General features: G+C 62.9%; 21 protein-coding genes and 1 tRNA gene. 12 read left to right on the top strand and 10 right to left on the bottom strand.

The genetic code is table 11. The annotated features are described in order from the left end of the window. Window positions 1-20: 20 nt before the first annotated feature. Entirely contained in the window at window positions 21-707 is a 687-nt protein-coding gene (locus RA24_RS07365) for a hypothetical protein (RefSeq protein WP_019295561.1), read from the top strand. Here RA24_RS07365 and RA24_RS07360 read toward each other — a convergent pair. The 4 genes from RA24_RS07360 to RA24_RS07345 all read right to left on the bottom strand — a co-directional run bounded on the left by RA24_RS07360 (window position 684) and on the right by RA24_RS07345 (window position 2,906). Then, window positions 684-1,433, bottom strand: a complete 750-nt coding sequence (locus RA24_RS07360; protein ID WP_241477345.1) for a helix-turn-helix domain-containing protein — start codon at window positions 1,431-1,433, stop codon at window positions 684-686. The genes RA24_RS07365 and RA24_RS07360 overlap by 24 nt on opposite strands. 154 nt (window positions 1,434-1,587) lie before the next feature. Next, window positions 1,588-1,673: transfer RNA gene (locus RA24_RS07355), tRNA-Leu, on the bottom strand. 108 nt (window positions 1,674-1,781) lie between these two features. Then, entirely contained in the window at window positions 1,782-2,372 is a 591-nt protein-coding gene (locus RA24_RS07350; RefSeq protein ID WP_039190748.1) for a tetratricopeptide repeat protein, read from the bottom strand. Window positions 2,373-2,435: 63 nt separating this feature from the next. Continuing rightward, window positions 2,436-2,906 (bottom strand): Lrp/AsnC family transcriptional regulator, encoded by a 471-nt coding sequence (locus RA24_RS07345; RefSeq protein ID WP_039190746.1) that lies wholly within the window; start codon window positions 2,904-2,906, stop codon window positions 2,436-2,438. 125 nt (window positions 2,907-3,031) lie between these two features. Between RA24_RS07345 and putA the strand changes: the two genes are divergently transcribed. From putA to RA24_RS07330, 4 genes are read left to right on the top strand one after another with little or no spacing between them, the layout of a single operon-like run. After that, window positions 3,032-6,445: a bifunctional proline dehydrogenase/L-glutamate gamma-semialdehyde dehydrogenase PutA gene (gene putA, locus RA24_RS07340; protein WP_039190744.1), complete on the top strand. Its 3,414-nt coding sequence runs from the start codon at window positions 3,032-3,034 to the stop codon at window positions 6,443-6,445. A 53-nt stretch (window positions 6,446-6,498) separates the two neighbouring features. Continuing rightward, complete coding sequence (locus tag RA24_RS07335) at window positions 6,499-7,269, top strand: rhomboid family intramembrane serine protease (protein ID WP_039190742.1); 771 nt, start codon at window positions 6,499-6,501, stop codon at window positions 7,267-7,269. Further along, window positions 7,266-7,646: a hypothetical protein gene (locus RA24_RS22220; protein ID WP_152612820.1), complete on the top strand. Its 381-nt coding sequence runs from the start codon at window positions 7,266-7,268 to the stop codon at window positions 7,644-7,646. Before RA24_RS07335 ends, RA24_RS22220 begins: the two co-directional genes overlap by 4 nt. Before the next feature lie 19 nt (window positions 7,647-7,665). Beyond that, complete coding sequence (locus RA24_RS07330; RefSeq protein ID WP_039190740.1) at window positions 7,666-8,046, top strand: GFA family protein; 381 nt, start codon at window positions 7,666-7,668, stop codon at window positions 8,044-8,046. A gap of 165 nt (window positions 8,047-8,211) precedes the next feature. Here the strand turns inward: RA24_RS07330 and RA24_RS07325 are convergent, their stop codons facing one another. Beyond that, a complete protein-coding gene (locus tag RA24_RS07325; protein WP_019295568.1) occupies window positions 8,212-8,997 on the bottom strand; it encodes an inositol monophosphatase family protein in 786 nt (261 codons plus the stop codon). Window positions 8,998-9,189: 192 nt separating this feature from the next. On the opposite strand from RA24_RS07325, the gene RA24_RS07320 reads away from it, so the two are divergent. Further along, window positions 9,190-10,209, top strand: coding sequence for an NADP-dependent oxidoreductase (locus RA24_RS07320; protein ID WP_039190738.1), 1,020 nt, complete (start codon window positions 9,190-9,192; stop codon window positions 10,207-10,209). Between the two features lie 96 nt (window positions 10,210-10,305). Here the strand turns inward: RA24_RS07320 and RA24_RS07315 are convergent, their stop codons facing one another. Continuing rightward, the gene (locus RA24_RS07315) at window positions 10,306-11,211 is read right to left on the bottom strand and encodes a LysR family transcriptional regulator (RefSeq protein ID WP_019295570.1); all 906 of its coding nucleotides are present in this window, start codon (window positions 11,209-11,211) and stop codon (window positions 10,306-10,308) included. 100 nt (window positions 11,212-11,311) lie between these two features. Here RA24_RS07315 and metF point away from each other — a divergent pair, with 100 nt between their 5' ends. The 3 genes from metF (at window position 11,312) to RA24_RS07300 (ending at window position 13,336) form a co-directional block, all read left to right on the top strand. Continuing rightward, entirely contained in the window at window positions 11,312-12,181 is an 870-nt protein-coding gene (gene metF, locus RA24_RS07310; protein WP_039190736.1) for a methylenetetrahydrofolate reductase [NAD(P)H], read from the top strand. A 63-nt stretch (window positions 12,182-12,244) separates the two neighbouring features. Further along, entirely contained in the window at window positions 12,245-12,730 is a 486-nt protein-coding gene (locus tag RA24_RS07305; RefSeq protein ID WP_019295572.1) for a PaaI family thioesterase, read from the top strand. Between the two features lie 87 nt (window positions 12,731-12,817). Continuing rightward, complete coding sequence (locus RA24_RS07300) at window positions 12,818-13,336, top strand: DUF2867 domain-containing protein (protein WP_052269555.1); 519 nt, start codon at window positions 12,818-12,820, stop codon at window positions 13,334-13,336. Window positions 13,337-13,430: 94 nt separating this feature from the next. Here the strand turns inward: RA24_RS07300 and RA24_RS07295 are convergent, their stop codons facing one another. The 3 genes from RA24_RS07295 to RA24_RS07285 are packed head-to-tail and all read right to left on the bottom strand — an operon-like array spanning window position 13,431 to window position 17,979. Continuing rightward, window positions 13,431-14,504 (bottom strand): DUF2235 domain-containing protein, encoded by a 1,074-nt coding sequence (locus tag RA24_RS07295; RefSeq protein WP_019295574.1) that lies wholly within the window; start codon window positions 14,502-14,504, stop codon window positions 13,431-13,433. Further along, entirely contained in the window at window positions 14,482-16,779 is a 2,298-nt protein-coding gene (locus tag RA24_RS07290; RefSeq protein ID WP_039190734.1) for a xanthine dehydrogenase family protein molybdopterin-binding subunit, read from the bottom strand. The genes RA24_RS07295 and RA24_RS07290 overlap by 23 nt, the downstream gene beginning before the upstream one ends. Window positions 16,780-16,827: 48 nt before the next feature. Further along, window positions 16,828-17,979, bottom strand: coding sequence for a type III PLP-dependent enzyme (locus RA24_RS07285; protein ID WP_039169655.1), 1,152 nt, complete (start codon window positions 17,977-17,979; stop codon window positions 16,828-16,830). Window positions 17,980-18,084: 105 nt separating this feature from the next. Between RA24_RS07285 and RA24_RS07280 the strand changes: the two genes are divergently transcribed. After that, window positions 18,085-18,522, top strand: a complete 438-nt coding sequence (locus tag RA24_RS07280; RefSeq protein ID WP_019295577.1) for an Lrp/AsnC family transcriptional regulator — start codon at window positions 18,085-18,087, stop codon at window positions 18,520-18,522. A gap of 3 nt (window positions 18,523-18,525) precedes the next feature. Here RA24_RS07280 and RA24_RS07275 read toward each other — a convergent pair whose 3' ends face one another. After that, entirely contained in the window at window positions 18,526-19,407 is an 882-nt protein-coding gene (locus tag RA24_RS07275) for a LysR substrate-binding domain-containing protein (RefSeq protein ID WP_039190733.1), read from the bottom strand. A 137-nt stretch (window positions 19,408-19,544) separates the two neighbouring features. Between RA24_RS07275 and RA24_RS07270 the strand changes: the two genes are divergently transcribed. Together RA24_RS07270 and RA24_RS07265 are read left to right on the top strand one after the other, a co-directional pair. Then, window positions 19,545-20,546: a sterol desaturase family protein gene (locus tag RA24_RS07270; protein WP_039190731.1), complete on the top strand. Its 1,002-nt coding sequence runs from the start codon at window positions 19,545-19,547 to the stop codon at window positions 20,544-20,546. A gap of 356 nt (window positions 20,547-20,902) precedes the next feature. Then, window positions 20,903-24,010: a valine--tRNA ligase gene (locus RA24_RS07265; protein WP_039190729.1), complete on the top strand. Its 3,108-nt coding sequence runs from the start codon at window positions 20,903-20,905 to the stop codon at window positions 24,008-24,010. Window positions 24,011-24,157 lie beyond the last annotated feature (147 nt).

Here is a 24,157-nt window from a genome sequence, read left to right as displayed (position 1 = left end):
ATTTGTGACGGGGGAACTTGATGAACGCACTTGATTTGGGGAAAACGCTGTCGGTTTATTTGCAGGCGCTTTCGCAGGCCGGGCTGCAGGTTGAAATGTTCACGGATTTCGAGAAGGTTCCGGAAGCCGCCGCCACAACGGGACGCCAATTCCAGATGCCGGGCTTTGCCATCGAACGGGCTGACCACACCGAAAACTCTGCTTTCTGGCTGTTTCTGAAGGACGGCGACAGCTACATCGGCGGTGCGGCGTCGATGCTGCAGGATCTAGGCCGGGAGACATTGGCAGAGTATTTGCTGCGCACCTCGCGGCACCAGTTTCCCAACGATGCCGGCGGCGGCGTCGAAAGCGTGGCAGAGCCGCTGGCGCGCGAAGTGCGTGGGCGGCTGGCCTATGTGGGTGAGCTGACCTTTCTGCCCGGCCACCGCGGACGGCGGGCGGAACGGCTGGCGCCGTTCATGCGGATCTTTCTGATACTGGCAATCCAGAAATGGGATGTGGACTGGATTTACGCCTTCATCCCCGACCGCCACATGCAGGCGCGGCTGGACCTTGTCTATGGCTTCACCCGGGCGATCCCCCGGGCGCAAAAGTGGCGCGACCCGGAACCGGAGGTGCGCAGCAGCACCGAATGGTTCGTCGGCGCGCCCCGGCTGGAGATGGAGCATATGCTGCAGAGCGACCTAGCCGGTTTTGATGTCCTGTGAAAAGTTAACCACCAGCAGCTTGCCGTCAGGCAGGTAGACCGGCGCCAGCACCCGGCGGTACTGGCGGGTGAATCTGCGCCCGTTCAGCAGTTTCACGTCCAGCGAGGGATGGGTGATCACCGGCTCGCCCCGGCTGATGGCTTCGCTGTGGGCCATCACCAGATCGGCGTTCACCTTGTCGCTGAAGCCATTGAGTGTGCTGCGCAGCTGGTTGCTGTCGGAAACTTCAAAGCAGATCGAGGCGAGGCTGGCTGGACCGGAGCGGATCGGCTGTATCCGGTTTTGTTCCGCATCCGGCGGGTCGAACATGTCGACCGCATGCTGCAACCGGTCAAACCCTTCCAGGCGGCCGCTGTTGGCGAACCACCAGTCCAGGAAATCCTGCAGCGACACATCGCAGCCGCTGTATTGGCGGGTTCTCGCGGCGGCCTGCAGCCGGGTATTGAGAATCTCAAACGCCTTCACGGCAGCCGCGTCAGCGCGGATATCCGGCAGCAGTTCCAGCCCCGAGGTCTCGGAAGAGAAGTAGTGGAACGACACCCCAAGCCCGCGCGCCAGCGCATCCAGCGTGCTCCAGCCGATCTCGCGCTCATGCTTCAGCGCGCTGTTGAAGGTGCCATAGGGGATGCCGCACTTCAGCGCCGCCTGCCGGTTGGACAGGTTCATATCCTCCAGTAGGGCCGAAATTTTCTCGTGGATGAGCGCCATATGTGCCGGATCTTTCACATTCCGCGAAACATCTTGCATAAAATCATCGTCACAGCAACGCAAAGTCAGCGCGAGCAGGCGATACGCCGCGAAATGGCTGGCAGTCCTCCGCGTTGCGCGGGGACGTGCCGAAGGTGCCCTCAGGACATCGCCGCAATCTAGTTGAGAGAGCTGGTGCGGACGGCGGGACTCGAACCCGCACGGCCATACGGCCAGGAGATTTTAAGTCTCCGGTGTCTACCATTCCACCACGTCCGCACACAGGCGCCGTCGTCCGGCACCTTTCCGCAGGTCTAGCCTCCTGATTTCATGCGGACAATGCGTTTTCGGTTAAAACGGCGAAAATTTCCCTCAGCGCGGGCAGTGCTACAACTCCACATCCCCGTCACCGGGCGGCGCCAGCGGCCCGCCGGGCTCTGCCAGATAGCGTTCCGGTAGCCAGGGATTGAGCTTCAGCGCCGCGGCAAGGGCCTCGCGCGCTTCGTCCAGCCGGGACAGGCCGTAGAGCGACAACGCCCGCCCGCTCATCGCGGCGATATGGCGGGGCGACAGTTCCAGGGCCCGGTCCAGATCCGTCAGGGCAGACGCGAAATCGCGGCGCAGGTAATGCACAAAGGCGCGCTGATTGTAGCCCTCGGCATAGTCCGGGCAATAGGCGATCAGCTGGTCGAAATCTGCCAGCGCCCCGAGAAAATCAAAGGCGGAGCGCTTGGTCATGCCGCGGTCCAGAATGGCCTGCGCCTGCGCATTTGGCGCATCCGCCCAGTATTCCCACATCCGGTTGGCAATTTCCCGTGCCTGGGTCTCGGTTTCAGCATCCTGCACCTCGCTCAGCAGCGCCTCCAGCGGAGTGCTGTGGTCAGGGGGTGCAGGGCAGTCCGAAGCCTGCACCGGAAAAGCCGCTGCGATGAGAACCGCGGCAAGAGCAAACGGGGGGAGAAACAGGGCAAGAAACATACCCCATGCTCGCACAAATGCGGTTTCGATCAAGTCAACTGAGCGTGCGCGCCCTGCGCCCCGTCAAAGTGGCCCCAGCGCGCCGTCTTCCTTGACTGCCTGCATCGCCACATAGGTGGAGGTAGATGCCACATGCGGCAGCGAAGAGATCTTCTCTCCCAGCACCGCACGGTAATCCGTCATGGAGCGGGTGCGGACCTTCAGCAGGTAGTCGAAATGCGAAGCCATCATATGCGCCTGCTCGATCTCCGGCTGCCGAGCCACCGCGGCATTGAACTTGGCCAATGCCGCCTCGCGGGTGTCGTCCAGCTTGACCTCAACAAAGGCCACATGATCGAGCCCCAGCCGGATCGGATCGACCAGGGCGCGGTAGCCGGTGATGATGCCCTCCGCTTCCAGCCGTTTGAGCCGGGTCTGGGTCGGGGTTTTCGACAGCCCGATCCGCCGCGCAAGATCGGCGATGGAGATACGGCCGTCCTCGCTCAGCACGTTCAGAATCGCCCGGTCGAAGCGGTCAAGGTCGATGGAGTTCATTTGGACTTTCCTAGCTTCGCATTTCGCTCATTCGACCTGCGTCTAGCACATCTTCAGGCGATTGTCCTTTTCGAAAGGGTGTATTCTTAACAAAAGCCCTGCACACCTTTTGTGGAGTTCCCCGCATGACCGCTCAAACCAAGCTGCGCTACCGGATCGACGCCGGCACTTATGCCGATCAAACCGCGATGCGCGACCAGCTGGTGGCCCAGGCCGCCCTCACCGATGCTGACCGTAAGACAATCTGCGCCAACGCCGCCGCGCTGGTGCGTGATATCCGCGGCCACTCGGCACCGGGCCTGATGGAAGTCTTCCTGGCCGAATACGGCCTGTCGACCGATGAGGGCGTTGCCCTGATGTGCCTGGCAGAAGCCCTGCTGCGGGTACCGGATGCCGACACCATTGACGCGCTGATCGAAGACAAGATCGCACCGTCTGACTGGGGCAAGCACCTGGGCAAATCGACCTCCTCGCTGGTCAACGCCTCTACCTGGGCGCTGATGCTGACCGGCAAGGTGCTGGACGAGGAGCGCAGCCCGATCGGTGCGCTGCGCGGCGCTATCAAGCGTCTGGGCGAGCCGGTGATCCGCACTGCCGTCAGCCGCGCGATGAAGGAAATGGGCCGCCAGTTTGTGCTGGGCGAAACCATCGAGAGTGCGATGAACCGCGCCGCCGGGATGGAGGCCAAGGGCTACACCTACTCCTACGACATGCTGGGCGAGGCCGCTCGCACCGAGGCCGACGCGTCGCGCTATCACCTAGCCTATTCCAAGGCGATTTCCGCCATTGCGGCTGCCTGCAACAGCGACGACATCCGCAAGAACCCCGGCATCTCGGTCAAGCTGTCGGCGCTGCACCCGCGGTATGAGCTGGCACATGAGCACAGCGTGATGGAGGCGCTGGTGCCGCGCCTGAAGGCGCTGGCGTTGCTGGCGAAGGCGGCCAAGATGGGCCTCAACGTCGATGCCGAGGAAGCCGACCGCCTGTCGCTGTCGCTGGAGGTGATCGAGGCCGTGGTCTCGGACCCGGCGCTGGCCGGCTGGGACGGCTTTGGCGTGGTGGTGCAGGCCTATGGCCCGCGCACCGGGCTGGCGATTGATGCGCTGCATGAAATGGCAGAGAAATACGACCGCCGCTTTATGGTGCGGCTGGTCAAGGGCGCCTATTGGGACACCGAGATCAAGCGCGCCCAGGTCGAGGGTGTCGATGGCTTCCCGGTCTTTACCTCCAAGCCGTTGACCGATGTTTCCTACATCTCCAACGCCCGCAAGCTCTTGGGCATGACGGACCGGATCTATCCGCAGTTCGCCACCCACAACGCCCATACCGTCGCTGCCATCCTGCATATGGCCGAAGGGGTCGGCAATGAGCGCTATGAATTCCAGCGCCTTCATGGCATGGGCGAGACGCTGCACCAGATGGTGCTGGAGCAGAACAAGACCAACTGTCGGATCTACGCCCCCGTCGGCGCCCACCGCGACCTCTTGGCCTATCTGGTGCGCCGCCTGCTGGAAAACGGCGCCAACTCCTCCTTCGTGAACCAGATCGTGGACGACAACGTGCCGCCAGAGGTGGTGGCTGCCGATCCGTTTGCGGCCATCGCAGATGTGACCCGCAAGATCCCGACCGGACCGGAGCTGTACGCGCCGGAACGCCCGAACTCCAAAGGGTTCGATCTGGGCCACGCCCCGACGCTGGTAAAGATCGAAGAGGCCCGCGCGCCCTGGCGCAGCCACCAGTGGGAAGCCGCGCCGCTGCTGGCAGGCGATGCCCAGCCGGAGGCCGCCAAGGATGTGACCAGCCCAACCGACCACAGCGTGGTTGGCACCGTCAGCCAGTGCAGCCAGGACGATATCGAACTGGCGCTGGCGCTGGCCGATCCCTGGGACGCCCCAGCTGCGGAGCGCGCCGCGATCCTGAACAAGGCCGCCGACCTTTATGAGGAAAACTTCGGCGAGCTGTTCGCAATCCTTGCCCGCGAGGCCGGCAAGACCATCCCCGATGCGGTTGCCGAACTGCGCGAGGCGGTGGACTTCCTGCGCTACTATGCGGCGCGCAATTCCGATGCGCCGCCTGCCGGCATCTTCTCCTGCATCTCGCCGTGGAACTTCCCGCTGGCGATCTTCACCGGCCAGGTCTCGGCCGCGCTGTCCGCTGGCAACGCCGTGCTGGCCAAACCCGCCGACCAGACGCCGCTGATTGCCCACCGCGCCGTGCAGCTGATGCATGAGGCCGGCGTGCCGCGCAGCGCCCTGCAGCTGGTGCCAGGCCGCGGCAGCGTGGTTGGTGCGGCCATCACCTCCGACCCGCGCGTGAACGGCGTTGCCTTCACCGGCTCCACCGCCACCGCCCTGCGCATCCGCAAGGCGATGGCTGACAACCTGCAGCCGGGCGCACCGCTGATTGCGGAAACCGGCGGCCTGAACGCGATGATCGTCGACTCCACCGCACTGCCGGAACAGGCGGTACAGGCGGTGATCGAAAGCGCTTTCCAGTCGGCCGGCCAGCGCTGTTCGGCGCTGCGCTGCCTGTATCTGCAGGACGACATTGCCGACAACGTGTTGAAAATGCTGAAGGGCGCGATGGACTGCCTGCAGCTGGATGATCCCTGGAACCTGTCCACCGACAGCGGCCCGGTGATCGACGAGACCGCCCGCGCAGGCATCCTGGCCCATGTCGGCAAGGCCCGAGCCGAAGGCCGGGTGCTGAAGGAAATGCGCGCGCCGCAGGGCGGCACCTTTGTCGCGCCCACAATGATCGAAGTTTCCGGCATCAGTGATCTGAAGGAAGAGATCTTTGGCCCGGTCCTGCACGTGGCGCGGTTCAAGTCGCAGCAGCTGGATCAGGTGATTTCCGACATCAACGCCACCGGCTATGGCCTCACCTTCGGCCTGCACACCCGGATCGACGACCGGGTGCAGCATGTCTGCGACCGGGTGCATGCCGGCAACATCTATGTGAACCGCAACCAGATCGGCGCCATCGTCGGCAGCCAGCCGTTCGGCGGCGAAGGCCTGTCAGGCACCGGCCCCAAGGCAGGCGGCCCGCTCTACCTCAGCCGCTTCTGCGCACCGGACCGCCAGTCCAGCGCCGGCGGCTGGGAGCAGAGCATCACCGACCTGAAGGCGCCGAGCGGCGTGCCCAGCCAGCCAGTCACGACCTCTCTGCCCGGCCCGACCGGGGAATCGAACCGCCTGACCGTCTCTGCCCGCCCGCCGCTCTTGTGCATGGGTCCGGGGGCTGAGGCTGCGGCTGCGCAGGCCAGGGAGGTGATCAGCCTCGGCGGCACCGCGATTGAGGCGCATGGCCTTCTGGATCTCAGCCAGCTGGAGAGCATCCAAGGCATTGCAGGTGTTCTGTGGTGGGGCGACGAAGCCACCGGCCGCGAGATCGAACAGAGCCTGGCCAAGCGTGACGGCGCGATCGTACCGCTGATCCCGGGCAAGCCCGACCGCGCCCGCGTGCTGGCCGAGCGCCACGTCTGCGTCGACACGACTGCATCGGGCGGCAACGCGCAGCTCTTGGGCGGCATGGCCTGAGCTTTCCTTGCTAAGCACTTGACGCTGGGCCGTTTCCGGCCCAGCGTTCCCCCATGTTTCCGATCCGCGACCATAACCCGTCCGGCCGCAGGCCCTATGTCGTTTATGCGCTTATTGCCGCGAATATTCTGGCCTATATCTACTATTCCGCCAGCTACGTTTCGCCCCGCGCGCTCGCCTATTTCTATGACGCCTATGCGGTGGTGCCTGCCGAGATCAGCAGTGGCTATGGGTACGGGACGCTGTTCACATCCCTGTTCATCCACGGCGGGCTGATGCACCTGGGCGGCAACATGCTGTTCCTGTGGATCTTCGGCGACAACCTGGAGGAGGAGATGGGTCACCTGCCCTTCCTCTTGTTCTACCTGGCAAGCGGGTTCGGCGCCGGGCTGATCCATGTGATGTCGGCGCCGGGGTCGATGGTGCCCACCGTCGGGGCCTCCGGCGCCATAGCCGGGGTGATGGGTGGCTACCTCTTGATGTATCCCAAAGCGCGCGTCGATATCCTGCTGGTGCTGATCATCTACTTCCGCATTTTCACCATTCCCGCTTTTGTGATGCTGGGCGTCTGGCTGATGATGCAGTTCTTCGGCGGCCTCGGGTCAGACCCCAACCAGGGCGGCGTCGCCTACTGGGCCCATGCCGGCGGGTTTGCGGTGGGGCTGGTCCTGTGCCTGCCCCTGTGGCTGCGCCGCGGCGGCCCGGCGTTCTGGAACCGGACGCATGGCACCCCTCCGCATCCGGAGAACGAGTATGAATATTCCGCCAGCCGCATTCCGAAGCTGCCGCGGAAGAAGAGGAATCCGGGGCCTTGGGGAAAGTGAGTGCCCTGCCCCGATTGTTCATCTTCAGTTTAGACCCAGTAATTTTCAGGAGGATTGGCGAAGTGGAAAGAGACGAAATTTCTACACTCAAAAAGACTGTTAATGCTTTGAAAGAAGAAGTCGAATCCAATCGAGTGATGGCACTAACTAATCGAATTGTTTTGCATAGCCTGAGAAACCAGTTGGAGCGGCAGGGAGTGGTTAGCTGGAAAGAATTCGACCAGCTATTGCTACAAGTGTCGAACCAGCTCTCCAGTGATTGGCCGGAGGAACGGGCGAATGCTGTTAAGGAGGATCTAAGGAGGAGCTTGCACGGCAGGTTACCTAACGCGGAAGTCGTTTCACTAAGAGGCGAACATCCCGAAAGCAGAGAATAATCCCAGCAAGGATTTCCCAATGCCCCACCTGAAAGCCACCTGCCACTGCGGCGCCGTAGAAATCGAGGCGGAGTTTCCCGAAGGCCTCGCCTCCGCCGCGCGCTGCGACTGTTCCTTTTGCCTGCGGCGCGGAGCGGCTGCCGTCACCGCCCTCACCGCCAGCCTGAAGATGCTGAAAGGGGCTGAAAACCTCAGCCTCTACACCTGGGGCACCCATACGGCGAAACACTATTTCTGCAAGACCTGCGGCATCTACACCCACCATCAGCGCCGGTCCGACCCACAGGAATGCGGCGTCAACCTGGGCTGTATCGAAGGCGCCAATCCGCGGACCCATCCGGAAACCTATGGCGAGATCCCGTGGAACGACGGGGTGAACCATCCGTCAGATCAAAAGTGATGGACCGCCTGGCCGTTAGGCCGGGCAGCGCCCGTCCGCCCCCACGGGCGGGCGCTACGCTTTCCGCCCTCGGCCGAACGCTGCCCTCACCGTATCCAAAACCCGCTCAAACAAAAAAACGCGGCACAGCGGCCGCGTTTCCGATGCTCAAAGCTCCGCGCTGCTTCAGCCGCGGATCACTTTGGCGAAGTTCTCGAAGATCGGCTCGTTCGAGCAAACCACCGACCCGCTGTCGATGATGCCCGCTTCCGGGTCGATCGCCTCGGCCAACCCGCCGGCCTCTTTCACGATGATGATGCCTGCGGCCAGATCCCAGGGGTTCAAGCGGCGCTCCCAGAAGCCCTCGTAGCGGCCTGCGGCCACATAGGCCATGTCCAGCGCAGCAGAGCCCCAGCGGCGCACGCCGGCGCAGGCGGGCATCAGGCGGGCCAGGTCCTGCAGCGTCAGCGGCAGGTCGGCGCGGCCGCCGAACGGCACGCCGGTGGCAAAGATCGATTCAATCATCCGATGACGGCCTGAGACGCGGATACGGGTGTCGTTCATCCAGGCGCCTGCGCCCTTCTCGGCAAAGAACATCTCGTCCTTGGCAGCGTCATAGACCACGCCGGCGACGATCTTGCCCTTGTGCTCCAGCGCGATGGAAATCGCCCAGTGCGGCAGCCCGTGCAGGAAGTTGGTGGTGCCGTCCAGCGGGTCGACGATCCAGCGGCGGGTCGGGTCCTCGCCCTCGATCTCGCCGCCCTCTTCCGCGATCCAGCCATAGGTCGGGCGGGCGTTGCGCAGCTCTTCCTTGATGATCTTCTCAGCTGCGATGTCGGCCTTGGAGACAAAGTCGCCCGCACCTTTCATCGAGACCTGCAGGTTTTCCACCTCGCGGAAGTCCTTCACCAGGGAACGGCCTGCCTTGCGGGCGGCCTTGATCATCACATTGAGGTTTGCGCTGCCAATCATGTCTGCAGATTCCTGTCACGTCGGGGAGATGCCGGGTCAATGCGTGCCTATACGCGCCCTGCCCCCGAATGCCAAGGGGTTATGCCGCAAACTGCACATCCCGCCTGACGCCGCGGCGCCGCGCGCGCCAGCGGTTGAAATCCGCCGCTGGCGCGCCCAGAGTTTGGGGCAAACAGAACAAGGAGTGCCCCCATGCCCGACCAGATGCAGCGTATCGTGCTGGCCAGCCGCCCCGAAGGCCAGGCCAGCGAGGAAAACTTCCGCCTCGAGACTGCGGACCTTCCCCAGCCCGGCGAAGGAGAAGTAATTGTAAAGGTTAACTATATGTCGCTGGACCCCTATATGCGGGGGCGCATGAATGCAGGCAAATCCTATGCCCCACCCGTAGAGATCGGCGAGACCATGACCGCGGGCGGTGTCGGTGAGGTGATCGCCTCGGGCAGCCCCGACTACCAGCCCGGCGACTTCGCCCTGGGCATGTTCGGCTGGGCCAGCCATGCCTGCGCCAAGGCGTCCGAGATCCGCAAGCTGGACCCGGATATGGCGCCGCTCACCACCGCGCTTGGCGTTCTCGGCATGCCGGGGTTTACCGCATGGCATGGCTTGGACGCCTATGGCCGCCCGCAGGCGGGCGAGACCCTGGTGGTTGCCGCGGCCACCGGCCCGGTCGGGTCCATGGTGGGGCAGCTGGCCAAGCAGAAGGGCCTGCGCGTCGTCGGCATCGCGGGCGGCGCGGACAAATGCAAGCTGGCGGTGGAGACCTTCGGCTTTGACGCCTGCCTCGACCACCGCGCCTATGACAGTGGCGAAGCGCTGAGTGAGGCGCTGGCCGCGGAATGTCCGAAAGGCATCGACATCTACTACGAAAACGTCGGCGGCAAGGTGCTGGAGGCGGTGCTGCCCCTGATGAACAATTTCGGCCGCATCCCTGTCTGCGGCATGATTGCCTGGTACAACAGCGCTGAGACGGACCTGACGGCCCCGGCCATCTGGCGCGCGGTGCTGACAAAGTTCCTGTCGGTCAACGGCTTCATCATCTTCAACCACTACGACCGCTATAGCGACTTCCTGCAGGAGGTCGCACCCAAGATCGCCAGCGGGGACATGAACTACCTGGAAGACATCGCCGAGGGGCTTGAAAACGCCCCCAAGACCTTCCTGGCGATGATGCACGGCGGCAATACCGGCAAGCAGATCGTCAAACTGGTCTGAACCAGGCGCCGGCCTATGCCGGTGCACGCACCCCCGCGGAGCGGGAACCGGCGCCGGAACGGCGCAGGCCGCTCCGCACCTCTCCCGGAGCAGGATTTATTGATGCTGCAGCTTGCGCGCCTCGACCTTGGCCAGGCGGATCAATTCCTGCATGAAAGGTTTCTCGCGGTCCTCCGTGCGGATTGCCGCATAGAGGCTGCGGGTGATGCCGGATTTGGTCAGCGGCCGGGTCACATAGTCTGAGGAATATTTTACCTCCCGCACCACCCAGTCCGGCAGCACCGAGACCCCGCGGTTTGAGGCCACTAGCAGCAGGATCACCGCCGTCAACTCCACCTGCCGGATCGAGGCCGGCTCCACCCCGGCAGGAATCAGCAGCTGGCTGAACACATCCAGCCGGACCTTGTCCACCGGGTAGGTGATCAGGTTCTGGCCGATGAAATCCTCTGCTTCCACATAGGGTTTTTCTGCCAGGGGATGCTGTGCCGAAGCAACGAAGACGGCGTTGTAGTCAAACAGCTCGATGAAATCGACGCCATTGATGTCTTCCGGATCAGAGGAGACCACCAGATCCACCTCTTCTTTCAGCAACGCGGGCAGAGCGTCAAAGGCGAGGCCCGGACGGATGTCCACGTCCACATCACCCCAGTTTTTGCGGAATCCTTCCAACACAGGGAACAGCCACTCAAAGCAGGCATGGCATTCGATGGCGATATGCATGCGGCCCGTATTACCGTCCCGCAGTGACGAAAATTCTGCTTGTGCCGCCTCGACTTGCGGTAAGACCTGCTCTGCCAGCCGCAAGAGCCGCAAGCCGGCGGGCGACAGCTTCATCGGCTTGGAGCGGCGGATAAACAGCTCAACACCTGCTTGGTCCTCCAGCCCCTTCACCTGATGGCTCAGTGCGCTTTGGGTGATGTTCAGCTGCTCTGCAGCGCGGGCCAGACCGCCGGCCTCATGGATAGCCTTGATGGTGCGGAGGTGGCGGAATTCGATATGCATCCTATCAGATCGCTCATGTTAATCTTGAGTATTATGAAATTGTCTCACAATGCTGCGCATGCAACAAGAGCTGACATCAACCTAGCGAGAGACCCCGAGCATGACGACGCCCAAGATTTCCTTTGAATTCTTCCCGCCGCAAAACCTCGAAGCCTCCTTCCGGCTTTGGGACACCGTGCAGGTCCTCGCTCCGATGGATCCGCGCTTTGTATCGGTGACCTATGGTGCCGGCGGCACCACCCGCACCCTGACCCGCGACGCGGTGTCGACACTGCACAAATCCTCCGGCCTGAACGTGGCGGCGCATCTGACCTGCGTGAATGCCTCCAAGGCGGAGACGCTGGAGATCGCCGACCAGTTTGCCGCAGCAGGAGTGACCGAGATCGTGGCCCTGCGCGGCGACCCGCCCAAGGGCGAAGGCAAGTTCATCCCGCACCCGGACGGGTTTGCGAATTCGGTTGAGCTGATCAAGGGCCTGAAGGCACGCGGCAATTTCAACATCAAGGTCGGCGCCTATCCGGACCGCCATCCGGACGCAGCCGATCAGGCAGCGGATGTGGAATGGCTGAAGCGCAAGCTGGATGCCGGCGCGGATGAGGCGCTGACCCAGTTCTTCTTCGAGGCCGAGACCTTCTTCCGCTTCCGCGATGCCTGCGAAAAAGCCGGGATCGACGGCAGCAAACTGACTCCGGGCATCTTGCCGATCGAGAACTGGAAAGGCGCCCGAAACTTTGCCAAGCGCTGCGGCACCATCATCCCTGATTGGGTCGAAAATGCCTTTGAAAAAGCCCTGCGCGACGACCGCGAGGAACTGCTGGCAACTGCGCTGTGCACCGAGCTCTGCTCAGACCTCTTGGAGGGCGGCGTGGACAAGCTGCACTTCTACACGCTGAACCGGCCGGAGCTGACCCGCGACGTTTGCTTCGCCTTGGGTGTCACCCCCAAAGTGTCACTGCAGAACGTCGCGTAAGCGTTGCACAAGATGGCGCGCGGTTTCTAATGGCCGGGACTTCCCGCCAAGGATCCGCGCGCCATGTTTTTTGCCAAACAGCCCTCCGACCTGCTGACGATTGACCAAATCAGCCGGATTTCCGGTCTCGACTTCATGCAGAGTATCCTGGACGGCCGCCTGCCCGGCCCGCCGATCGCCGAAACGCTGGGCTATCATCTGCACAGTGTCGAGGACGGCCAGGTGGTGTTCCGCGGCACGCCGGAATTTCACGTCTGCAATCCGATGGGAACCGTGCATGGCGGCTGGTACGGTACGCTTCTGGACAGCGCCATGGCCTGCGCGGTGATGACCAAGGTGCCGCTTGGTGCCGTTTACACAACGCTGGAATACAAGATCAACATCCTGCGGCCGATCCCGTTGGGCACCACCATCGACTGCACCGGCAGCATCGACCATGTGGGCCGCTCGACCGGTGTGGCCCATGGCGAGATCCGCGGGCTGGCGGACGGCAAGCTCTACGCCACCGGCTCCACCACCTGCATTGTGATGCAAATCGCGCCGCAGTAACCAATGCGGTGCCGTCTGCAGCCTTGCCTGCTGCGGATTCCCACCTAAGTATCTGCAAACAGATCAGAAACCGCAGAAAGGCTTGCCATGCCGCCAAACAGCCTCGCCCGTGCCGCGACCGCCCGCATTCAGGTTCTGGCGCCCGCCAAGGAGCTTGATTTCCTCGACACGCAATCGCTGGTTTTGCCGGTTCAAGTCACCCCGCTGGAGGCCTGGAACATCATGCAGGAGCGGCCCCTGCCCGGCATGAAGCTGGCCTTCTGGCTGCGCGACACGATATCCGCGTGCTTTGGCGTCAGACGGACCGGCGGCTTTTCGGGAAGACGGCACACCAATACGGCGGTCGGGGACAAGCTGGACTTTTTTCTGGTCGAAGCGGTGTCAGACCGCATTCTGACCCTCACCGTGCGGGACCGGCATCTGGACGTCATGACCTGCGTTTCCAGCAATAGCGGCGTGCTGAGCATCACCTCATCTGTGAAGACACACAACCTGTTCGGCCGCATTTATATGCTGCCGGTCGGGCCGGCTCACAACCTAATCGTGAAATCGTCCCTGAAACGCCTGCAAAAAGAGCTGGAGCAGCGCAGGACTGGCGGCAGGTAGCCTGCCGGCTTCAGCGCCGCGGCGCCCGAATTCAGGCATGGCCGGCTGGCCCCCGCGGCTCACGCCTCGGGAATGCCTTTGCGCCGTTTCAGCTTTATGTCTTGGAAAACATCGCCATCCAGCCGCCGGCAGCGGCGTCCTGCCTGCCCGCGTCCACGCTGCTGTGCAATCGTTCGCTGGCATCCAGCCCGACCCGGCGGCGGCTGCGCAAGAGGAAGATCTTGGCCCAGCCCTGCCAGGTGCCAACCGAAGGCGCCTTGGGATCGACCGGAAAGCGCATGCGCCAGTCGCTCGGCAGCGGCAGGCCGCGTTCCTCAGCCTTCTCCAGCATCCAGATCAAGGAAACATTGGCCAGCGGCCGCGCGTCCTCGAACCCGCCAAGCTGGCCGCCCACGTCGCCATGCGCGCCGCGGAACCAGACCTGTTCGACATGGCCGCTCCAGCCCTTGGGGCAGTCCCACAGCACGGGTTTGAAGACATCGCGTGTCTCGTCCAGCGCCAGCGCGTGATAGCCGGTTTTGATGTGCGGACCCAGCGTGTGATTGTGGAAGTTGTGCTGCCGCTCCGCCCAGCGCCACAGCAGCGGCAGGCGCAGGCCCAGCGCCTTGACGGTATCCCAGACGCCGACCATCTCAATCTCGACCTCATCGTGGCAATGGGCCGCGGTGAAGGCAGCGCCGGTCTTGGAGCGCCCGTTCAGCCGGTAGTGCCGGTACGCGGTGCGGATATGGCGGACGGTGGCATGTTCGGGCTTCAGCAATCCGATCCGGTCGATCACGCCCGCCAGCGAACGCACCGCATAGGCACCGCGGGAGTAGCCGAACAAGTAGATCTTGTCGCCGGGACGGTAGCGGGAGGCGAGGTAGCCGTAGGCGCGGCGGATCTGCCGGTTGATGCCGCGCCCCATCATCACGTCCGGAGCGCTGCCCCAGCCTTTCCACTGCACACCGGATTCGTAAAAGACCGACACCTGGCCGCCCATTTCCCGGCACAGGCGGTAAAGCTGGCCTGGATGGGTTTCATGGCCCCGTTCCAGCGTCGACATGGTGCCGTCGAGAATAATCACATGGGCCTGGGGGCCGCGCAGCTTGGTTTCGCCGGAATGCTCCGAGCGCAGCGGCCGTCCAAGCCACCCTAAAACCCTTCTACTCAGCTGCCTCAGAAACATCTCTAAGCACTTCCCAAATCCTCAGCGGGGTGAACGGCATGTCCACTTGCCGCACGCCGCGGTCCCAGACCGCGTCCTGCACCGCGTTTGCAACCGCTGCCAGCGCACCGACGGTGCCCGCCTCGCCGCAACCTTTCATCCCCATCGGGTTCTGTGTCGAAGGCACCGGCTCGGAGGTGAATCCAATCATGGGGACGCCGCTGGCCCGCGGCAAGGCATAGTCCATGAACGAAGCCGTGAGCAGCTGCCCGTCCTCATCGTAGACAACCCGCTCCAGCATGGCCTGTCCCAGCCCCTGCGCCACCCCGCCATGCACTTGGCCTTCGGCCAGCATCGGGTTGATCAGATTACCGAAATCGTCAACTACAGTGTAGCGCTCCACGTCGGCTTGCCCAGTCTCCGGATCGATAACAATTTCGGCAATATGTGCGCCGTTCGGAAACGAGCGCCCCGGCAGCCGGGCCCGCGCCGCGTGACGCTGCAGATCGGTGCGGCCTTGCGCGCGGGCCATCTCTGCTGCCTCCAGCATGGTGGGGGTCAGGTTGGATCCCGGCGCCCGGAAGGTTTCGCCGTCAAATTCCACGGCATCCTCTTCCACACCCATCTCTTCCGCCAGGAAAGGGGTAAAGGCGGCAATCATCGTCTCCACCGCCGCCAGCGTCGCATTGGCCTGGGTGGTGACGGAACGCGACCCGCCGGTGCCGCCGCCCTGGGCGATGCGGTCACTGTCGCCTTGGATCACCTGGATCATTTCCGCCGGAATTCCGCTCTGGTCGGCAAGGAACTGGGCATAGACGGTCTCATGCCCCTGGCCGTTGCTTTGCGTGCCGACATAGATGTTCACCCGGCCATCCTCCAGAAACTCCACTTCTGCGCCTTCTGAAGGGTCGCCCAAAATGCTTTCGATATAGTAACAGACCCCAACGCCCCGGTACTTGCCGCGTTTACCATTTTCGGCGCGGCGGGACGCGAATCCCTTCAGATCCGCCACTTCGGCGGCACGGCTCAGCACCTTATCGAAATCGCCCACGTCATAGGTCTCTCCGGTCACCGTGCCATAAGGAAAGGCCGGAGGCTTGATGAAGTTCCGCCGCCGCAGCTCCAGCGGATCAACTCCCAGTTCGCGCGCGGCGCGGTCCATCACCCGTTCCAGCACATAGATCGCCTCAGGCCGCCCGGCGCCGCGGTAGGCGTCCACCTGAGTGGTGTTCGTATAGATCCCCTCTACCTGCAGCCAGGCGGTCTGGATGTCATAGACGCCGGCCAGCACCCGGCTGAACAGCTGGGTCTGGATCGGCTGCCCGAAATGGGCGTTGTAAGCGCCAAGATTGCAGCGGGTCGACACCCTGTAGGCGGTGATCTTCAGATCCTCGTCAAAAGCCAGCTCAGCCAGCGAGGTCAGATCGCGGCCTCCGTTGTCGCTCAGCATGGCCTCAGACCGGTCTGACATCCAGAACACCGGGCGGCTCAGCACCGTGGCGGCGTGGGCCACTGCGAAGTATTCGGGGTAGGCAAAGGCCTTCATCCCGAAACCGCCGCCGACATCCGGCGTGGTGACCTTGATGTCATCCTCATTGAGCCCCAGCTTGGAAGCCAGCTGGGACTTCATGCCCCAAACCCCCTGACCGCCAAAGGTGAAATGCAGCCGCCCCTGCTGCCATTCGGCAAAGCAGCCGCGCGGCTCCATGGTGCTGACCATGATCCGGTTGTCCTCGACCTGGAGGGCAACGGTATGGGCGGCAGTGCGGAAGGCCTCTGCCGTGGCCGCCTCATCCCCCATGCCCCAGTCAAAGGCCTTGTTGTCCGGCACGCTGCCGTGCAGGGCCTCGCCGCCTGGGTGAAGGTCCAGCTTGACCGGCAGGTCGTCGATCTCCAGTTCGATCAGTTCACCCGCATCACGGGCCTGGTCCAGCGTTTCAGCCACGACAACGGCCACCGGCTCCCCGACATAGCGGACCTTGTTGCGGGCCAGCATCGGGCGTTCCGGCGAGGCGCCGTCCGTGCCATCCCGGTTTTTCACCGTGGTGCCATCCATTGAGACGTTGATGCCAGCAGCCTCAAGGTCCGCCAGGGTGATCACCGCATGGACGCCTTCGGCCTCCAGCGCATCTTCCGTGTGCAGCGCCGTGATCACCCCATGCGCCACCGGGCTGCGCAGCACCCAGGCGCGCAAGGCATCTGCCGGGGCGGCATCTTCGACGTAGTTGCCCTGCCCGGTCAGGAACCTTACATCCTCGACCCGTTTTACCGGCTGGCTTTTCCCGAATTTGTCCATGCTCGCCCCCTGTCCGCGCTGACTGGCTGTCCGGGGGCGAGAGTACCCTTAGCTGGCCGGTTGTCCAGCCAGCTCAATCACCGTCGCCACGTCACTGAGGCCATAGCCGTTGAACTGCGTGCTCATGGCAGAGGAATAGGCGCCTAGCCCCGGAAACAGGACATAGTCGCCGGTGGCGGCATCACAGGGCAGCGGCAGCCCGTCCGGCAGCCTGTCCAGACTATCGCAGGTGGGGCCGAACACCACCCGCGGCTTGCGCTCGCCCCCGCGATGCTTACCGTCAATACCGACGACCTCTACCCGGCCCGGCAGACCCATGTCGCGGATATCAACCAGCCCGCCGTAGATGCCATCGTTGAGAAAGACCACCTCGCCTGCCTTGCGCATCCCCTTGATCCGCGCCGCCAGGGTAAAGCTTTCCGAGACCATCGCCCGGCCCGGTTCGCAAATCAGCTTGGGCTTGTCTGCGCCAAAGGCTGCATCCGCAGCCTCTCCGATCGCGGCAAAGACCTTCTCCAGATCCGGTGCCACGCCATCGCGGTTGGCGGCAAAGCCACCGCCAACGTTCAGGCGGGTGATGTGCACGCCTGCTTCGTCAATGATCCGCTTGGCGGCATGGACATATTCGACCCAGGCGCTTTCATCCTCGCATTGGGTGCCGGGGTGGAAACACAGCGCAGGAGTCCAGCCGCGGGCGGCCACCTGCTTCAGCAGTTCGACGGCCTCCTCGGGGGCAGCACCGAACTTGCTGCCAAAATCATAGGCCGCGCCTGCAACCGGCAGCGCGAAACGCACAGCGATTTCGCAGGAGCGCGGCACCGCGTCCAGCTTCTCAAGCTCGCTCAGCTCATCCACCGACCAGCTCGCGACGCCGTGCTCGATGCCTGCTGCAACCTCCGCCTCAGAACGCATCGGGTTGTTGTAATGCATGACTGCGTCGGGGCTGGCGGCGCGCACCGCCTCCATTTCCGCGGGCGAGGCCACGTCAAACGCCGTGATCCCAGCAGCCACCAGATTGGACAGAACCGCCGGGTGCGGGTTTGCCTTGACCGCATAAGTCACCAGGCCCGGAAACCCCTCCCGGAACCGCCGCGCCACCTCATGCAGGACCCGCGGCGAGAAATACAGGATCGGGTGATCCGGCGTGCTGCGGGCCAGGTGGGACTCAGGCGAAAGCCATAGCGGGGGAATCTGCTGCATCGGGTAATCCTCATTCGTTTTGCATATTTTGCGTGAATTGATCGTCGATTCCGGTTGGCACTTTGCCTATAGTGACGAAAACATCCGTCATATCGCAGGCAATCCATGCAAACCGACGACACCGATCAGCGCCTTGTCACCCTATTGCGGGAGAACGCCCGCCGCCCGGTGGCTGAGCTTGCCCGCCATCTGGGTCTCGCCCGCACCACGGTGCAGGCCCGGATCGAGCGGCTGGAAAGCACCGGCGTTATATCCGGATACACGCTGAAAACTTCTGCTGCCGCCCGCCCGCCACTGCAGGCCACGGTGCTGATGTCGATTGAACCGCGGTCAGGGCCAGAGGTGCTGGCCCGCCTGCGCAGCCTGCCGGGGGTGGAGGTGGTGCACACGACCTCAGGCCGGTTCGACTTGCTGGCGCAGGTGGTGGCGCAAAGCACGGCTGAGCTGGACGAAACCATAGACCACATCGCAGAGGCGCGGGGCGTGCGGTCCTCCGAAAGCCTGATCCACCTGGCCACCAAACTGGACCGGAAAGGGCAATAGAGGTCAGGCGCTCCTCACGTAATCCAGAAGCCAGTCGCGGAACAGTTTTGCCGCGGGACGCATGGCGCCGCGGTCGGGATAGATCAAGTGGTAGGCCTCCTGCCCCGGCACGTCGACGTCCGGCAGGCAACGCACCAGTCCACTGGCCCTGACCACCGCATCCGACGCAGGTGCCCGAGCCAATGCAATCCCCATGCCCTGCGCCGACAGTTCCGCCGCCATCAGCGAGTTGTCGGCAAAGAAATAGCGCGCTTGCCCATGGGACAGGCGCAGGTTCTCAAACAGCTGCACCCAGCTGGCCCGGTGGGTCGAGACTTCGATCAGGGGAAAGCGGAAGAGGTCCTGCGGAGACTGGATTTGCGCGGCGATCTCTGGCCGGGCCACCGGATAGAGCACCTCCCGCAACAACTCATCCCCTTCGGTGCCGAACAGCGAAGGGTTGCCAAAGACGATCTGCAAATCTGTAAACTGGTTGGCGAAGTCCGCCGCCATATTGCCGGTGCTGAGCGCCAGGCTGACCTGCGGATGCGCGGCTTGGAACTGCGGCAGCCCGCGCGCCAGCACCCCATGGGCAAACAGCAGCACAGATTGCACAAACAGCCGCTGCTCGCGGCTTTCGCCGAACAGGCCGGTGGTTGCGGTTTCCAGCATCAGAAGCGACTGCTGCACAGAGGGCAGATAGGCCCGCCCGGCCTCTGTCAGCGTCACCGCATGGGCGTGGCGCTGAAACAGAGGCGTGCCCAGCTGGGTTTCCAGTGCCTTCACCTGCTGGCTGACCGCAGCTGCCGACATGTTCAGCTGCGCCGCTGCACGGGCAAAGCTTTCGGTGCGCGCCGCGGCTTCAAACACGCGCAGCCAGTTCAGGGAGGGGATCCGGGTCGCCATACCTTCAGGCTAAGCAGAACTTAGCCTAACCGGCAAGACATACCGTGCTGGAATTCCGTGCCCCTCGCCTAGAGTTCATGACAGCGAACACCCCGCTGCAACAGCGGCAACCTTACCAGCCAGATGAGAGACGTGACATGACAGGTCCCGCCAACGCGCCGCGCCCCAAGCGCAAGATTTGGAACTTCACCCCCCAGTTGCCGATCCAGACCTCCCCCTATTGGAACTGGCCGATGAAGCCACTGGCCTCGATCAAATACCTGCTGCAAAGCTGGAACCCTTTGACGCTTCGGGCGCTGCTGCTGGGTTTTGCCATTATCACCTGGACCTTCTTCACTCCCTCCCTGGACCGCGTCGCCACATTCAGCTGGGACTGGGTGTTCGAGATCTGGTTCCGCAACTTCTGCATCCTGGTGGTGGTGGCCGGCGGGCTGCATCTGGCGCTTTGGAAGTACCGGACGCAGGCGGACGAATACCGCTACGACATGCGCCCGATGATGAAGGGCGCCAAGGTCTTCACCTTCAAGAACCAGGTCTGGGACAACATGTTCTGGACTCTTGGTCCGGCGCTCACCTTCTGGACCTTCTGGGAAAGCCTCATCCTTTACGCCTATGCCAACGGCTGGGTCACCATGATCACGCTGGACGGCAATCCGGTCACCTTCCTCCTGATGACCATCTTCATCCCGATCTGGGCGGGCTTCCACTTCTACTGGCTGCACCGGCTGCTGCATGTTGGCGTGCTTTATACCAAGGTGCACGCCTGGCATCACCGCAACATCAACACCGGTCCCTGGTCCGGCCTGGCGATGCATCCGGTCGAGAGCTTCTTCCTGATGTTCGACACCATGATTTTCTTCCTGCTGCCCTCGCACCCGGTGCACGCGATCTTCTTGCTGTTCCACCACGGGATCGGCGCCCCGACCTCGCACGCGGGCTTTGAGCATCTGAAGTTCGGCAAAAAGGCCAAGTTCCTGGTCGGCGATTTCTTCCACCAGCTGCACCACCGTTTTTTCGACTGCAACTACGGCACCTGGGAAACGCCTTGGGATGAGTGGTTCAACACCTTCCATGACGGCACCGACGAGGGCAACGAAATGGTCAAGGAACGCCGCCGCAAAATTTGGAACACGGGCTGATCCCCGCAGCGCCATGCCTGCCACAAGCTCGATGCATCGGGTATTTTCAACCAGAAAGAAGCCGCAAGGTTTTGTTAACCAGAATCGCTTCACTCTCCTTGTGCGGTACAGGCTGGGGAGCCGATGACCGCACCAGGAAGAAGCTGCCCCCTGTTCCTGGCATTGCGTATTCCCTGGCGAATGGACGGCCGGATTCAGGGGGCGCCTCGGACCTGCTTCTTTCTGGTCTGAAATACCCACAGCGCTGCCGCCGGCGCCGCGCGGCCCGCCTGAGGTAAAGATTTCCCCATATCCGCCTTCCCCTTCCTGCCGCCATTGGGTAATTGATCGCCCAACTGCATGAGGGATCAAGACGCATGGCGATGGAAAAGACGTTCAACGCGGCCGAAGCCGAGAGCCGCCTTTACAAGGCGTGGGAAGAGGCCGGCTGTTTCAAGGCTGGCGCCAACGCCAAGCCGGAGGCCTCCACCTACTGCATCATGATCCCGCCGCCCAACGTCACCGGCGTGCTGCATATGGGCCATGCCTTCAACAACACATTGCAGGACATCCTGATCCGCTGGAAGCGGATGCAGGGCTTTGACACCCTGTGGCAACCCGGCACCGACCATGCAGGGATCGCTACTCAGATGGTGGTGGAGCGCGAGCTGGCCAACACCCAGCAGCCATCCCGCCGCGAGCTGGGCCGTGAGAAATTCCTGGAGAAGGTCTGGGAGTGGAAAGAGAAATCCGGCGGCACCATTGTTGAGCAGTTGAAACGCCTCGGCGCCTCCTGCGATTTCTCCCGCACCGCCTTCACCATGGCAGGCGCGCAGGGCGACACCCGCACCGGTCACGAGAACTCCCCCAACTTCCACGACGCCGTGATCAAGGTGTTTGTGGAGATGTACAACAAGGGGCTGATCTACCGCGGCAAGCGGCTGGTCAACTGGGACCCGCATTTCGAGACCGCGATTTCCGACCTTGAGGTCGAGAACATCGAGGTCGCAGGCCACATGTGGCACTTCAAATACCCGCTGGCGGGCGGCGCCACCTACACTTACGTGGAGAAGGACGAGGACGGCAACGTCATCCTCGAGGAGGAGCGCGACTATATCTCCATCGCCACCACCCGCCCCGAGACCATGCTGGGCGACGGCGCTGTGGCCGTGCATCCCTCTGACGAACGCTACGCCCCGATTGTCGGCAAGCTGTGTGAAATCCCGGTTGGCCCCAAGGAGCACCGCCGCCTGATCCCGATCATCACCGATGAGTACCCGGACAAGGACTTCGGCTCCGGCGCGGTGAAGATCACCGGCGCCCATGATTTCAACGACTATCAGGTCGCCAAGCGCGGCGGCATTCCGATGTACCGCCTGATGGACATGCGCGGCCAGATGCGCGCGGACGGCGCGCCTTATGACGAGGCCGCGGGCATTGCCATGGCGGTGGCCAAGGGCGAGCAGACCCTGTCTGAGAACGAGGCTGATGCCGTCAACCTGGTGCCGGATGATCTGCGCGGGCTGGACCGGTTTGAGGCGCGCAAACTGGTAGTCGAGCAGATCACCAGCGAAGGCCTGGCCGTGATGCACAGCGTCACCAAAACCGACCCGGAGACCGGCGAAGACGTTGAGGTGCTGGAACCCTACGTCGAGAACAAGCCGATCATGCAGCCCTTCGGCGACCGCTCCAAGGTTGTGATCGAGCCGATGCTGACCGACCAATGGTTTGTAGACGCGGAAAAAGTTGTTGGCCCGGCGCTGGATGCCGTTCGCAACGGCGACGTGAAGATTCTGCCGGAAAGCGGTGAAAAGACCTATTACCACTGGCTGGAGAACATCGAGCCCTGGTGCATCTCGCGCCAGCTGTGGTGGGGGCATCAGATCCCGGTTTGGTATGGGCCGAGCGTTGTTGCCGTCGATCCAAAAACAATAGACTTAAATGGCACCGCCTACAAAACCAGCGGAGGCGCTGGGCTTGACTACTCCAACCTCAAAGCATTCTGTGCTGCAGATCTTGATGAGATTGTCGCCCAAGCCGCTACGTACTACGGGGATCTAGCACCAAACGGCATTGTTGAAGTCGAGAACGAAACCGCCCATCGCAAAATTGACCAAGCCCAAAATTTGCTTGGCAAGATTGGCCTTTGGCGCGACCCCGACGTTCTGGACACCTGGTTCTCCTCCGGCCTCTGGCCGATCGGCACGCTGGGCTGGCCGGAAGACACTGCCGAGATGCAGAAATACTTCCCGACCTCGACCCTGGTCACCGGTCAGGACATTCTGTTCTTCTGGGTTGCCCGGATGATGATGATGCAACTGGCAGTGCTGGACGAAAACCTGCCGGTCAAGGAGCGCATCCCCTTCGACACCGTCTACCTGCATGGCCTGGTGCGCGACGCCAAAGGCAAGAAGATGTCGAAATCCACCGGCAACGTGGTTGATCCGCTGGAGATCATCGAGGAATTCGGCGCCGACGCGCTGCGCTTTTCCTCCGCCGCGATGGCGGCGCTGGGCGGTGTGCTGAAGCTGGATATGGAACGCCTCAAGGGTTACCGGAACTTTGGCACCAAGCTGTGGAATGCGGTGAACTTTGCCCATTTCAACAACGTCTATGACGAAACCGTCCCGGCCTTTGCCTGCCCGGATGCCAAGGCTGCCGTGAACCAGTGGATCATCGGTGAAACCGCAAAGGTGCGGGTGGAAGTGGACGCGGCACTGGAAGCCTACCGGTTCAACGACGCGGCCAATGCGCTTTACGCCTTTGTCTGGGGCAAGGTCTGCGACTGGTACATCGAGCTGTCGAAACCGCTGTTCGGCTCCGAGGATGAGGCGGTGATCGCCGAGACCCGCCAGACGCTGGGCTGGGTGCTGGATCAGTGCATGATCCTGCTGCACCCGATCATGCCCTTCATCACCGAGGAACTTTGGGGCAATACAGCTAAGCGTGAGAAGATGCTGGTGCATGCCGAGTGGCCCACTTACGGCACCGAGCTGGTCAACGCCGAGGCCGACGCCGAGATGAACTGGGTGATCACCGCCATCGAAAATATCCGCTCAACCCGCGCGCAGATGCATGTGCCTGCGGGAGCCAAAATCCCGATGGTCGTCACCGAGTTCTCCGATCAGGCCCGCACGGCCTGGGAAAAGAACGAGGCGATGATCCAGAAGCTGGCCCGCATCACCTCGCTGGAGCAGGTGGAGAGCTTCCCCAAAGGCTGCGCCAGCGTGGCGGCGCCCGGCGCGTCCTTCGGTCTGCCACTGGCGGACGTGATCGACGTGGATGCGGAAAAGGCGCGTCTGGAGAAGACACTGGGCAAGCTGGCCAAGGAACTGGGCGGCTTGCGCGGACGGCTCAACAACCCGAAATTCGCGGCCTCTGCCCCGGAAGAAGTTGTGGCGGAAGCCCGCGAAAACCTGGCGGCACGCGAGGAAGAGGAAGCCAAGGTCAAGGAAGCGCTGGCGCGTCTTGCCGAGATCGGCTGATCCCGCTGAAAAACACCTTCGAAACGCCCGCCCCTTCGGCGGGCGTTTTGCTGTTCGCTGCAGCGTGTTGAAACCATTCTGATTTTCATCAGTACGGGGAAATTCCTGGTAACCGCCCCATTGTCTTTGCGGCGGTTTTGTATCAGC

The sequence above is a fragment of the Leisingera sp. ANG-M6 genome (assembly GCF_000813905.1).
Classification (GTDB): domain Bacteria; phylum Pseudomonadota; class Alphaproteobacteria; order Rhodobacterales; family Rhodobacteraceae; genus Leisingera.
The sequence above is the reverse complement of the archived record's forward strand: the minus strand, read 5'-3'. Positions and strand labels throughout refer to the sequence as shown.